Below are 13,810 nucleotides of genomic sequence, written 5' to 3'. Positions count from 1 at the left end.
CTTTGGTTACGTAAAACAAGCGATTGCATTGAACGCATGCAGTTATGTGTTAAAGCCGATGGAGGACCAGGAGCTGATCGATGCATTAACGAAGGTGAGGATGGAACTGGATCGCCTACATGAACGCAAGGAGACGGAGGAAGCTTACCAGCAGATGATCCCCATCCTCAAAAATCAGTATCTCCTGCAAATCCTTCAGCGGCCCTATGACGGAGCCATCCTGGATATTATCAAGCGGGAGTACCGGCTGACAGAGCTTCACTGGCCGGTCTGCGTCATTCTGCTGGAGCTTGATAATGTGAGCACCTGGCGAACCGGCTCGCTCGATTCCGAGGAAAAGCTGAGTGCCATAGAGGAGTATTTCACGAGACTGCATAAACTGCTTGAACAGCGCGGCTTTGAATATATATGCAAGGTAACCGATCAGCGAACGGCTGTACTCCTTAACGGGGGCCGGGGCAAGGAAGAGATTCAAGCCCTGCTTGAGGAATTAAAACGGGAATATAACTATTCGATGACGGTCGGGGAAGGCAGGGCCGTCCATCAGCTGGAGCAGCTTCACACGTCGTACATGGAGGCTTTGGACGCGCTGGATTATAAGATGTTCCGGGGCAAGGGCAAATGGATCCTGTACAGCGAGGTGCCGACAGAGGACCGGGAAGACGTAAAAAGCCTCGACATCCGTCTGGATGCTTTATTTACAGCCATGACGGAGTATGATATCGTTCGTATCTATGATGAACTGGAAGCGATTCAACTGCTGGCATCCAGCATTAGATCCAAGTTCACCATACGCAATTTGGCCGTGTATATCATGGTGAAGCTGGAAGGACATCTGCAAGCGATGAACGAAGAGTTATATCGTATGGCTGGACTGGAGCTCAAAAACCTGGATATTCTGCTTCAATTCGAAACGATGGATGATATTTTCTCATGGCTTCGCATGAAGGCAATGGAAATTTCGGAAATGCTCAAGAACCGCAAATCAACCAAGAATGGCAGGCTGGTCGAAGAGATTATAGAGAATATCCAGGCACGCATGCACGAGAATATTACGCTGCGGGATATGGCGAACCGGTTTTCTTTTTCACCGAATTATCTCGGGGTGCTCTTCAAGGAAGAAACCGGGCACAACTTTAGCGATTATGTGATCAAGCTCCGGATGGAGCGCGCCAGGGATCTCCTCAAGACGACCAAGCTCAAAATATATGAAATTGCATCACAGACAGGTTATCAATATCTGCCTTATTTCAGCAGGCAGTTTAAGGAAATGTATGGAATGACGCCTCTGGAATACCGGCGCAAGCACTCGTAACTTGCAAAATTCAGATTAGATATGGGGTCAAACAGGCTATGGCGGGGAAATTCGAACGAATACGGGTCAAGATACCTTTCGGATACAAGTTAATGTTTTCGTACTGCGTATTTATCATTATACCGGTGCTGCTTGTCGGTCAGATAGCGAATCAGGTCTTCGTGAAGTCCACCCGAGAGCAGACGTATAACAACATTCAGGGCACGCTTCATCAGATGAGCGAGAACATATCGTATAAGATGGAGGACATGATCCGGATATCGGATATGCTTTATTTTGATACGACCTTTAACAGCCGTCTGCGTTTTACCGAAAGCGCTTGGATAAGCTATGACACCACGATCAACGTGCTGATTCCGAAGCTGGAGACCGCGGTAAGCACGGCGAACCGAAGGATCTGGTTATCGATCTACCTGCGCAACGACGACCTTAGGGAGATCTATGACAGTTATACGTATACAGACCCGCTGGACTCCAACAAACGTCTGTTTGATATTTATCAATATGACAGGCTGGAGGACCGGTCCTGGTATAAATTATATCCGAAGGAAGAGAATTACGGCGTAACCCTGCAGTGGAAGCAGATTGAGGACGATGTGAGCAACGGGCGCATATCCTTGCTGCGGCGGCTGGTGGATATCAGCTCGACCATCAAACCGCAAGAAATCGGGTTCATGCGGATGAACGTCAGTATGACGGACCTGTTTGAAAGCATGGATTACAAGAAGATCGGTGACGGGACTGCATTGTATTTATCGGATGCACAGGGCCGGGTCGTTCTTTCATCAGGGGGAAAATCCACAAACGTTTTCAAGGAGAAGGAACTTCGCAAGAACGGGGACCTTCTGATTCGGAAGCCCATTCCCCAGCTCGGCTGGGATTTGATTGCCGTCGTGCCTGCTCAAATCGTGGAAAAAGACACGGTCAAAATACGTAATCTAACCTATCTGATCTGTCTGATCTGCATCGGTATCTTCTTCGTGGTCAGCATCGTGGTGTCCAGATATTTCAGCCGCCGGGTGTCCAAAATCGTATCCGTGCTGGACTCGTTCCAGGAAGGCGAATTCCATAAACGGGTATCCTTTAAGGGGAATGATGAATTTACGCATATTTCCTCTGCGTTGAACGATATGGGCAGCAACATCGGCAAGCTGATCAATGAGGTGTATCTGGCCGACCTGCAGAAAAAGGAAGCGGAGCTGGAATCGCTGCACGCGCAGATTAATCCGCATTTCTTATACAATACCCTATCCTCCATCAGCCGCCTCGCGCGGTTCGGGATGCTGGATAAGCTGCAGCGCATGGTAATGGACCTGGCGAAGTTTTATCGTTTGTCGCTCAACGACGGCCGGAACATCATATCCGTGAAGAATGAATTGGAACAGGCCCAAGCGTACGTGGACATTCAAAAGATTAAATACGACGACCGGATGCAGGTTACTTATGATTTTGAGCCCGAGGTGGTCCGGTATGAAACCGTGAAATTGATTTTGCAGCCGTTTATCGAGAATGTGCTTGAGCATGCGTGGACCGGAGACTATATTCATATCCGGATTACAGCCAGATTGCTGGAAGACGCTCTGGAATTCAAAATCATCGATAATGGCGTCGGTTTCCCGCCCGGCCGCGTGCTGGATAATACAGGGGGACAGGATCTGACCAATGCGGGTTACGGCATACGAAACGTAGATCAACGGATCAAGCTTCACTACGGCAGCGAGTATGGAGTCACGTTATTCAGCCGCGCCGGCATCGGGACAACGGTAAGAATTGTCATACCGCTGGTGAAGCGAACCGTAGCGGAAGGACGCAACAAAACGCTGATGTAACAGGCAAGGAATATCTCCCAATCGTGATAGCCATGAAGAATGGGCTTGACGAGGGGAGATTTTTTCTGTATATTTACTTTATCGATTAAAAGCATAAAAGCTTAAAAGCGAACAAGTGCGAAAGTGACTATCCATGGATTGAAATCAGCATCGAAATTGGAATTCATTCAGAAAGAAGGTTTATTTATGATCGTCATTACATCCAATCAAATATCAGAGGAACAAGTTCAGCATATCGTTACCGAAATTGAGAAGGAAGGGCTCCAGGCTCACGTATCGAAGGGGGCGGACCGCACGGTGATCGGCCTGATCGGCAGCGTGAACCCGAAGCTTGCGGAGCATCTTCGCCAAATGAAGGGCGTAGAGAATGTAGTTAAGATCTCCAAGTCCTACAAGCTTGCCAGCCGTGATTTCCATCCGGATGATACGGTGATCGATATTAAGGGAACAAAGATTGGCGGAGGCAATCTGGTTGTCATGGGCGGTCCATGTGCCGTTGAATCCGCGCAGCAGATTGATGAAATTGCGCAGCTGGTGAAAGCAGCAGGCGGACAAGTGCTAAGAGGAGGCGCATTTAAGCCTCGTACGGGGCCATACAGCTTCCAGGGCGTTGGCGTCGAAGGTCTGATCATGATGGCGGAAGCCGGGCAAAAGCATGGCCTGTTGACCATTACCGAGGTGATGACGCCCGAATACGTCGATATCTGCGCGGAGTATGCCGATATTCTGCAAGTGGGCACCCGCAACATGCAAAATTTCGATCTGCTTCGGAAACTTGGCACCTGCGGCAAACCGGTTTTGCTGAAAAGAGGCTTCAGTGCAACCTATGACGAATTCCTGAACGCAGCGGAATACATCCTGGCCGGCGGCAATCCGAATGTCATGCTCTGCGAACGCGGAATCCGAACATTCGAAACTTATACCCGCAATACGCTGGATTTATCTTCCATTCCTGTTTTGCAAGGATTGAGTCACCTTCCGGTCATCTCGGACCCGAGTCACGGAACGGGCCGGCGCGAGCTGGTCGAACCGATGTCCAAGGCATCCGTCGCGGCCGGAGCCGACGGTCTTATCATTGAAATGCATACGGATCCGGACAACTCGATGACAGGCGACGGGGTCCAATCCCTGTTCCCGGACCAATTCGCCGCACTGCTTAAAGACTTGGAGAAGCTGGCTCCATTGGTAGGGAAGAGCTTTGCTACGGCCAAAGCGCCTGCTTCTGAATTCGCGCGCGTATAACACGTGTTACATGCTTTAATGATATATTAGAGCATAGCGGTAAGAACACAATGAATGGCTTCGCCATCCCCTATTTTATAGTAGAAGACACCTGCATCCTAACCGCAGGTGTCTTTTTGCTGCATTTACTTAAATTGGTTCTCCATGTCATATAACATGACACCATTTTAAAAAATACCTTACATAGGTATTGACGTCAGGTTATCTCCCGGCATATAATGACGAAAAGAAATCGAAAGATTATGAACATTGTTAAGCAGTTTAAGTCTTAATGTTCGGAAATTGGGAGGAAGAGACATGTCGGTAGAGAAAGTATTGCAAACCATTAAAGAGAACAATATTGAGTGGGTCGATTTTCGTTTTGTAGACTTGTCGGGACGGGTGCATCACATTAGCTTGCCGGCTTCAGAAGTAGACGAAGAAACTTTCGTGAACGGGGTAGCGTTTGATGGATCTTCTATTCCAGGATTCCGCGGCATTGAAGAATCGGATATGGTCATGATGCCTGATCCGGAGTCTTGCTATATTGATCCGTTTACTGCACACCCTACACTTAACATTATGAGCAATATCTATACTCCGGAAGGCGATGCTTATGAGCGTGACCCGCGTGGAATCGCGGCTCGTGCCGAGCAATACCTTCAAGAAGCCGGCATCGGAACAGCAGCCTTCTTCGCACCGGAATCCGAATTCTTTCTGTTCGATGAAGTCCGCTATGAAAGCTCCATGAACAGCTCCAGCTACTTCGTAGACTCCGAGGAAGCCCAGTGGAATACGAACCGCAAGGAAGAAGGCGGCAACTTGGGATTCAAAGTAGGGGTTAAGGGCGGATATGTTCCTGTAGCGCCAGTGGATACTCAACAGGATATCCGCAGCGAAATGTGCCGTCTCCTCGACGAAGCAGGTCTTCGCGTTGAGCGTCATCACCATGAGGTGGCAACTGCCGGCCAGGCCGAAATCAATTTCCGTTTCGATACATTGAAGAAAACAGCTGACAATTTGTTGATCTATAAATATATTGTGCATAACACAGCCCGCCAATACGGCAAAACGGCTACGTTCATGCCGAAGCCATTGTTCGGGGATAACGGTAGCGGCATGCACGTTCACCAATCCATTTTCGACGGCGACACTCCGCTGTTCTACGAAAAAGGCGCTTATGCGAACCTGAGCGAAACGGCGCTGCACTATATCGGCGGTATCCTGTACCATGCGCCTGCCTTGATCGCTTTGACGAATCCGAGCACCAACTCCTTCAAGCGTCTGGTACCAGGCTATGAAGCACCGGTTAACCTCGTATTCTCCAAGGGCAACCGTTCTGCCGCAGTACGGATTCCGGTTGCTGCCGTAACGCCTAAAGGCTGCCGCATCGAGTTCCGCACACCGGACTCCACAGCGAACCCTTACCTTGCATTCTCTGCTATGCTGATGGCCGGTCTGGACGGGATCAAACGTAAAATCGATCCTACCGCACTCGGTTATGGGCCATTCGATAAAAACATTTACGAATTGTCCGACGCCGAGAAGAAGGAAATCCGCAGCGTACCGGGTTCCCTGGACGAGGCATTGGATGCACTTCAAGCAGACTATGAGTTCTTGACAGAGGGCGGCGTATTCACGCAAGAATTCCTCGAGAACTTCATCGACTTCAAGCGTGCCGAAGCCAAAGCGGTTAACATCCGCGTTCATCCGCACGAGTACTCCCTGTACTACGATATCTAATAAACAGGATTATAAAAGAGCCTGGGGCATCATGCCCCAGGCTCTTTTTTGGTGGTATACACTCGTGACTGGAACCAATCCTAAGATGGCTCTGAAAGGCAAGGGGCTCATTAAGAGCCTAACGCCCTGGCTGCCCCTTTGCCCGGATGTTTATCCGAAATACCCGTAGTGATGCGTGTTGCTCCCGCAAGATTCGCGGACGATGAGTTCGGGCTCGACGACAAAGGAACTGACGGGGGACTGTTTATGGATGAGGTCGTAGAGCATGAGTGCCGCCAAGCGGCCGATTTTCTCTTTGTTTTGCCGAATCGTCGTTAGTTTAGGCGTTGTGTACTTGCAAGCCTCGATATCGTCGCAGCCGATGATCGACATGTCGTCAGGGACATTCAGACCATGTTCTTGAAGCGCTTGGATGGCGCCGATAGCAATCTGATCCGAGGCTGCAAAAATGGCGCGGGGCAGGGATCCGGCCTTAATCAGCCGTGTCATGGCTTTATATCCGCTGGCCTCATAGAAATCATCGCCGTTCAGGAACCACTCCGCACGGGCCGGAAGGCCGAAGCTTTCCATGGCGTTGCGATAACCCGCCTCTCGCATGTTGGAGATTTCGGACTCCTTGCTGCCGCCAATGAAGCCCAAGTCTCGGAAGCCCTGGAGATAGAAATGCTCCACGACCTTCGAGGACATCTTGTAATTGTCGGACATGATATGACCCGACATTTCGCCGAACAGCTCAATATCGACCCCGATGCAGGGAATATCGCTCTCATCCAGCTCCTTAATCGAGGGCTCGATTTCCTCGCCGGATATAATGACGCAGCCGTCTACCTGATAATGGCGGCACCGTCCGAGATAGTCGGCATCCTCCCCCTGGAATTTCTCGTTCGAAAAAAACAGCAGATCGTAACCGAGAACGCCCATCTGCTTCTTAAAAGAATTCAGCACCTCAACAAAAAACGGGTGGGTAAAATCAACGTTCAGCTTTCCCGCAAAGATGACGCCGATTAGATTGGATTTTTTGGTTGCTAACGTTTTTGCGGAATTGGAAGGGGTATATCCGGTTTCTCTCATAATTTCCAACACGCGAGCTTTGGTCTCATCGGATACATCACTGTAGTTGTTGATAATTTTGGAGACGGTCGATACGGAGACCCCTGCCATTTTAGCGATTGTTTTGATGTTTAACGCCATGCGAAACGCCCCTTATTCTGTTTATAATGTCATTTCATTATTTTCGTTAATTTTCGCTAATTGTTTATCATGAATTTCCTTTATGCGTAATGTTTAGGGACAGAAAAGTTATAAGATACGTGTTTTCTGTCTAGCTAAAGAGCGTGTTTTGAACAAATTTCCCATGATCCAATGAAATGATGACGGTTCACCTATGCATAAGGGCTTATCCAAGCCAAGGTTTACCATCGGTCTGCCATGTTATACCACACGGGTTCGAAACAGTTTCGTAACTCAGTGTATCTGCTTTAGCGAGGTAAGTCAATGAAAGAGAACAGGCATAAGGCTTGTCAGAGTAAGAAAAAAGGATTGTCTCTGTTCGGTGAGAGAAAAGTATCGGGAACGATAAAAAAAGCTTTGACAAACAAAATATTATGCGTAATAATAGGCCTTACGAAACCGCTTTCGGTATAATTCGCTCAATTACGAAAATTAATAATTATAGTTTCGTAGCATCAAGATTGTACAGGCCAACAAAAAGCGGAAACATGAATCCGGTTTCATAATGAAGTGCAATTTAATTTCAGGGGGTAACGAACAAATGATTAAGAAGTTATCAGCATTACTTTTGGCTGGCGCTCTAACCTTCTCGCTGGCAGCTTGCGGGAGCAGCGATTCAGCCGATCAAGGCGCACCTGCCAAAGGCGATAAAAAGGTCATCAAAATTTTACACTGGAAACAAGATAACATCAATAAAGCGATTGAAGAGATCAACAAGAAATTTGAAGAGAAGTATCCCGAGTATACGGTTGAGTATACCACTACGGGTCCGGATGACGAATACAAGCAGGCGCAGAGAGCAAGAATCACCGCCAATGACGTGGACGTCCTGGCCGATTTGTCGGGAATGAGACTCTCTCCGCAGGAATGGACGCCGGGCGCTAAAGTTCCCGATTGGCAGCAATGGATCGATACTGGATTGATTGCGGATTTATCCGACCAAGCCTTCATTAAGAATTATAACGCAAACGATATCGAAAAAGCCGGAACTTATAACGATAAAGTATATGCCGTTCCTACAGGCAAGGTTGCGATGTCCGGTCTCTTCTATAACAAAGAAATCTTCGAGCAGAACGGCTTAAGCGTTCCGAAAACGTGGTCGGAGTTCATGAAGCTGAACGATGACTTGAAAGCCAAAGGCATCACACCGATTGTTGTAGCAGGTAAAGACGTATGGCCTTTGAAACTTCCAGTGTTCGCCCTGCAGGCCAAAATCCTGGGCGGCGGAGACCAGCAGAAATGGATCGAGGGCGTGTGGAAAGGCGAGACGGCTTATAACGATGAAGAAGCCATCGAGGTTTTGGAAAAAATGAAGACGCTTCAAGACAATTACATGATCGACGGCTTCATGGGGATCGATTATGCAACGGCGCCTTCCTATTTTGCAACAGGCAAAGCTGCGATGCTGGCTGACGGCTCTTGGGATGCCCCTACCGTTGCGGCAGCTAATCCAGAGCTGAAATTCGGTTACTTCCCGCTTCCGGCCACCGAGGATGCAGCGAAGAACGCCTCCTTTGTCGGCAAGTATGACGTAACATGGTATGCGGCCGAGAAAGGTCCGAACAAAGAAGGAGCCTTGAAGTGGCTTGAATTCTTCTCGGAGCCGGAAAATTACACGACATTCGTGAAGGCAGCCGGATTCATTCCGACACAGGACAACATTCAGACGGAAAGCGACTTCATTGACAATGAATTGACTCCTTATCTCGGCGAGTTTGAATTGGCGTACGAAATCATGATGATCAACCGCCAGAATATCGGCGAGCATCTGGCCGCAGAAGGCGTTCACACGGAATTCCTGGCACCGGGCGGACCATATAAAACGGCAAAAGAGCTGGCTGACATTCAGCAGAAAGAATGGGAAGCAGCCGCTCCGAAATAAACTTCTTCTATTATAAAGAGACTTGTATAGAAAGAACCATACTGTAATCGGGGTCTGTGCAGCAGGCCCCGACATGCATTGAAATGGATTTGCGAGGTGAGAGAGATGTATCCATTTGGAAAAGGGTTTAACCGCTTCATACCATTGTTGCTGCTATTGATACCGATGGCGTTATACATCGTTTTTTATTTCGGGCCTTCGATCCTGACGGTCATCTATTCCTTTACCGATGTGAAGAACCTGCCGGGCAGCACCTATCAATTCGTCGGGCTTGATAATTACCGGGAGCTTTTCTTCTCGGGGAACTCGGGCGAGCGGTGGCGCTCGATCGTAAATACCCTGATCTTCATGTTCGTCGTGACGATTGTGCAAAACGGGGTCGCCCTGTTTATCGCCGTAATCATTAACCAGCGGCTGAAAGGCGATTACTTCTACCGCGCGGTATTCTTCCTGCCGGTCGTACTCGGCGTAGCCGTGGTTGCACTGATCTGGGGCATGATGTTCGATCCGTTGAACGGACCGGTCAACCGCCTTTATGACGCTCTTTTCGGCTATCAGGACATGTTCTTCGGCAGCTTTACCCATGCGTTCGGTTATATTATTTTCGTTCAGATCTGGATGTACATGGGCTACTCCATGCTGATCTTTCTGGCTGGCCTCCAGTCGGTTCCGAAGGATTTATACGAGGCGGGTCATATTGACGGCACCAACAAGTGGCAGTCTTTCCGCCATATTACCTTCCCCCTGATCGCTCCGTCCTTCACGGTGAATATGCTCTTATCCATTATCGGCGCCATGTCGACCTTCGATATCATCTTGGCGACAACGGACGGTCGCTTCAATACAAGGACGATGGCTTACGACGTGTACAAGGAGACCTTCCGGGGAAGCTTGGAAATGGGCCTTCCTTCGGCATTGTCCGTGATCCAGTTCCTGATCATTCTCTTGTTTGTTGTCGTAGCCGTCAGACAGACGCGTAAGAGAGAGGTGGAATATTGATGCGAAATTCCAAAACCACGCAAATTCTCTCTTATGCCGTCATAGGTTTGCTGCTGATTCTGTACGTCGTTCCGCTTCTGCTCGTCTTCAATGTATCGCTCAAATCCTTCAACGAATACTTGCTCAACCCGATCGGAATCGTGAAGAACATCGAATGGGGCAACTATTCCCAGGCATGGTCTGAAGGAAATTTCGCGGGTTATTTTGCGAACAGCCTGATCTATACGGTGACGGCGACGGTGCTGACCATCATCGTATCGTTGTTTGCGGCGTTTCCGGTCGCACGCGGTTATGTGATGTGGAGCGGCTTTATCTACATGTTCTTTTTGCTGTCCCAGTTCCTTCCGAACCCGATGGTTGCGCAGTATAAATTGATGCTGTCCTTCAAGGAAAGCGTTTCGTTCTTCGGGTATGATACCAAGCTCGGCTATATCCTGCTGAAAACGACGGGGACGGGCGTGGTGTTCATGATGTTCGTCGGTTACATCAAGTCGATCAGCCGCGATTTGGATGAGGCGGCAGGCATGGATGGCTCCGGCTATATCCGTTACTTGTTTCAAATCATTCTGCCGCTGATGAAGCCGGTGATCGCAACGGGCGTCATTCTGACCGCTATCGGAATCTGGAACGATTTTGTCGGGCCGATCATGTACCTGCCGAGTCCGTCCAACTATCCCATTACGTTCGGCCTGAAAGAATTCAGAGGGCAGTACGGGAATAACTGGCCGCTGCTTGCATGCGGAATTACGATCGTTGCCGCACCATTGATCATTCTGTATACGTTCATACAGAAGTATCTGGTGGACGGTGCCCTGGCGGGAGCCGTCAAATCCTAAGGCATAGAGGGGAAGAAAAAGCGATATGAAATCAACGGGATGGAAGTTCGAGGGGGATCAGGGCGTCTTTACGCTGCGTCATCCTGAACATCATAACTATTTATATTTTCCTTTGGTCAACGAGGCGGGCATGATGTCGGCCATCACGCCGAATCTTCACGGCGAAATGACCAGCAGCCACAATACGTTTTTGATGTCGCCGGTATCTGTGGAGGATCTTCATAATTCCAAGTCCGCGCGCAACTTTTGGGTGCACATCGACGGGCATGGCGCATGGTCCGTATCCGGAAACTCCGCGAAGCAGAATGCGAACCGGTTCATGCATCAGGAAGAAGAAGGCCAATTGGAAGCCGGGTTCCTATGGCACAAGCTGAAGCGGATGAACGGGGAGGCCGGACTGCAAACGGAAGTTACCAGCTTCGTGCCGGTGACCGATGACCAGATCGAGTTAATGAAAGTAACGCTGACCAATGTAGGCCAGCAGACGCTTAAACTGACCCCTACCGCGGCTGTTCCGCTGTATGGCCGTTCGGCGGATGATCTGCGGGACCATCGTCATGTGACATCCCTGCTGCATCGGATTTATGTCCATCGGGAAGGGGTCGAAGTGCAGCCCGTGCTCTCGTTTGACGAGCGGGGCCACCGTATCAATCGCGTTTCCTACAGCGTGCTGGGTGCGGAGGGGGACGGCTCAGCCCCAATCGGTTATTTCCCGGTGCTCGAGGAATACATCGGGGAGGGCGGGGCTCTCGATTGGCCGGAGGCCGTCATTGCCAATAAGCCGGCATACGCGCAGGCTGGAGACTCCATGGAAGGGTACGAGGCCCTTGGCGGCCTGCGGTTCGCGGAGGCGGAGCTGCGGCCCGGTGAATCCAAAGCCTATGTTGTGGCAATGGTCATAGCTAAGGATCGCGCAGACATCGAAAGGCTGTCCGAAACGTATTTATCGGCGAAACGGTTTGATGAGCTGTTTGCACAGAACGAAGCCTATTGGAATGAGAAACTGAATACGGTATCCTTCCAGACCGGTGATCCGCAGCAGGACCTATGGATGAAATGGGTAACCCTGCAGCCGATCCTGCGCCGTTTATATGGGAATTCCTTTCTTCCATATCATGATTACGGCCGAGGTGGCCGCGGATGGCGCGACCTGTGGCAGGATTGCCTGGCCTTGATGATTATGGAGCCTGCCGAGGTTCGATATCTGCTGCTCAATAACTATGCGGGCGTCCGGATTGACGGAAGCAATGCAACGATCATCGGCGCGAAGCCGGGTGAATTCGTTGCTGACCGGAACAACATTCCGCGCGTATGGATGGATCACGGCGCTTGGCCTTTCATGACCACGCTGCTTTATATCGATCAGAGCGGAGATATGGATTTTCTGAAGCAGCCGCAGACCTATTTCCGCGACGTATTTGTAAAACGCTGTCAGGAGAAGGACGCCGGATGGCTGCCTGAGCACGGGAATCGACTCTTGACCGCCAGCGGCGAGGTGTACGAAGGTACGGTCCTGGAGCATATGCTGCTTCAAAATCTGGTGCCTTTCTTTAACGTCGGCGAACACAACAACATCAAGCTCGAGGGAGCCGACTGGAACGACGGTCTGGACCTCGCTTCGGGCAGAGGGGAGAGCGTGGCCTTCACGGCGTTTTATGCCAACAATTTGATGCAGCTTGGCGATCTGCTGCTGGCGTGGCAGGATACAGAAGGCGTCGAGCATTTGGAAATAGCGGAGGAAATGGCAGTGCTTCTCGATTCGGTGACGGCTCCCGTCTCGTACGAGGATGTGCAGGGCAAGCTGAATTTGCTGGATAGCTATTATGAGACCGTCAAGGTGTCCGTGACCGGAAACAAACGGAAATTCAGCGTTGCAGACGTTGTGCAGGATTTGAAGCTGAAGGCGGATTGGCTCGTCCAGCATTTGCGCTGCAACGAATGGATCACGAGCCAAGAAGGGTACTCCTGGTTTAACGGGTATTACAATAATGACGGTGCCCGCGTGGAAGGCGATCATCCCCTGGGCGTGCGCATGACGCTAACAGGCCAGGTCTTTGCCGTCATGGGCGGAATTGCGGACGATGAACAGATAGGGCACATCACGAAGTCGGTTGACCGTTACTTAAAAGACCCTAGCATCGGTTACCGCCTCAATTCGAACTTTGGCGAGATCCAACAAAACCTGGGGCGGGCATTCGGCTTCGCGTTCGGACATAAAGAGAATGGGGCCATGTTTAGCCATATGAGCGTCATGTACGCCAATGCGCTTTATAAGAGAGGTTTTGTCCAAGAGGGCTACGAGGTATTGCGTTCGATTTATGATCTGAGCCAGGATTTTGAACGCAGCCGCATGTATCCGGGCATTCCCGAGTACATTAACGAGAAGGGAAGGGGGATGTATCCCTACCTTACCGGGTCGGCAAGCTGGCTGCTGCTCACCATGCTGACCGAGGTGTTTGGAGTGAAAGGGAACCGGGGACATCTTCGCCTGGAACCGAAACTAAGGTCTGCTCAATTCGATGCCGACGGCCATGCCACGGTCACTACCGGGTTTGCCGGAAAACAGCTTCAAATCGTATACGGCAATCCAAACCGGTTGGATTACGGAAGCTATGCGATTCAATCGGTTATGCTGAACGGTGAAAAGATACAGCTGCGCAGTCAAGAACCCGGGGCCGTCGAGCTGGATCGCAGCATACTGTCCTCGTTAACCGGCAGCGAGCGGGCTTTGATTCACGTCGAGCTTGCCTGATTC

The 13,810-nt window shown here is 50.2% G+C and carries 9 protein-coding genes; 8 read left to right on the top strand and 1 reads right to left on the bottom strand.

Annotated elements, in window-relative coordinates; genetic code table 11:
• The 4 genes from HMPREF9412_RS30805 to glnA form a co-directional block, all read left to right on the top strand.
• Nucleotides 1–1,315: response regulator transcription factor (locus HMPREF9412_RS30805; RefSeq protein WP_009595743.1), on the top strand; the 1,315-nt coding region annotated here is incomplete at its 5' end.
• A 38-nt stretch (nucleotides 1,316–1,353) separates the two neighbouring features.
• Nucleotides 1,354–3,144 carry a sensor histidine kinase gene (locus HMPREF9412_RS30800; RefSeq protein ID WP_009595739.1) on the top strand — a complete coding sequence of 597 codons (1,791 nt, stop codon included), beginning with the start codon at nucleotides 1,354–1,356 and terminating at the stop codon, nucleotides 3,142–3,144.
• Nucleotides 3,145–3,330: 186 nt separating this feature from the next.
• Nucleotides 3,331–4,386 carry a 3-deoxy-7-phosphoheptulonate synthase gene (gene aroF / locus HMPREF9412_RS30795; RefSeq protein WP_009595756.1) on the top strand — a complete coding sequence of 352 codons (1,056 nt, stop codon included), beginning with the start codon at nucleotides 3,331–3,333 and terminating at the stop codon, nucleotides 4,384–4,386.
• 297 nt (nucleotides 4,387–4,683) lie between these two features.
• Nucleotides 4,684–6,108, top strand: a complete 1,425-nt coding sequence (gene glnA / locus HMPREF9412_RS30790) for a type I glutamate--ammonia ligase (protein WP_009595727.1) — start codon at nucleotides 4,684–4,686, stop codon at nucleotides 6,106–6,108.
• Nucleotides 6,109–6,258: 150 nt separating this feature from the next.
• Here glnA and HMPREF9412_RS30785 read toward each other — a convergent pair whose 3' ends face one another.
• Nucleotides 6,259–7,299 (bottom strand): LacI family DNA-binding transcriptional regulator, encoded by a 1,041-nt coding sequence (locus HMPREF9412_RS30785; RefSeq protein ID WP_009595772.1) that lies wholly within the window; start codon nucleotides 7,297–7,299, stop codon nucleotides 6,259–6,261.
• Nucleotides 7,300–7,879: 580 nt separating this feature from the next.
• Between HMPREF9412_RS30785 and HMPREF9412_RS30780 the strand changes: the two genes are divergently transcribed.
• The 4 genes from HMPREF9412_RS30780 to HMPREF9412_RS30765 all read left to right on the top strand — a co-directional run bounded on the left by HMPREF9412_RS30780 (nucleotide 7,880) and on the right by HMPREF9412_RS30765 (nucleotide 13,807).
• Nucleotides 7,880–9,220: an ABC transporter substrate-binding protein gene (locus HMPREF9412_RS30780; RefSeq protein WP_009595768.1), complete on the top strand. Its 1,341-nt coding sequence runs from the start codon at nucleotides 7,880–7,882 to the stop codon at nucleotides 9,218–9,220.
• 105 nt (nucleotides 9,221–9,325) lie between these two features.
• Nucleotides 9,326–10,219 (top strand): carbohydrate ABC transporter permease, encoded by an 894-nt coding sequence (locus tag HMPREF9412_RS30775; protein WP_009595691.1) that lies wholly within the window; start codon nucleotides 9,326–9,328, stop codon nucleotides 10,217–10,219.
• Entirely contained in the window at nucleotides 10,219–11,055 is an 837-nt protein-coding gene (locus tag HMPREF9412_RS30770) for a carbohydrate ABC transporter permease (RefSeq protein ID WP_009595751.1), read from the top strand. Before HMPREF9412_RS30775 ends, HMPREF9412_RS30770 begins: the two co-directional genes overlap by 1 nt.
• Nucleotides 11,056–11,080: 25 nt before the next feature.
• On the top strand, nucleotides 11,081–13,807 hold the full coding sequence (locus HMPREF9412_RS30765; protein WP_009595728.1) for a GH36-type glycosyl hydrolase domain-containing protein: 2,727 nt from the start codon (nucleotides 11,081–11,083) through the stop codon (nucleotides 13,805–13,807).
• The last annotated feature ends 3 nt before the right edge of the window (nucleotides 13,808–13,810 follow it).

This window comes from Paenibacillus sp. HGF5 (genome assembly GCF_000204455.1).
GTDB classification, from domain to species: Bacteria; Bacillota; Bacilli; order Paenibacillales; family Paenibacillaceae; genus Paenibacillus_AQ; species Paenibacillus_AQ lautus_A.
This window is presented reverse-complemented; position numbering and strand designations above follow the sequence as displayed.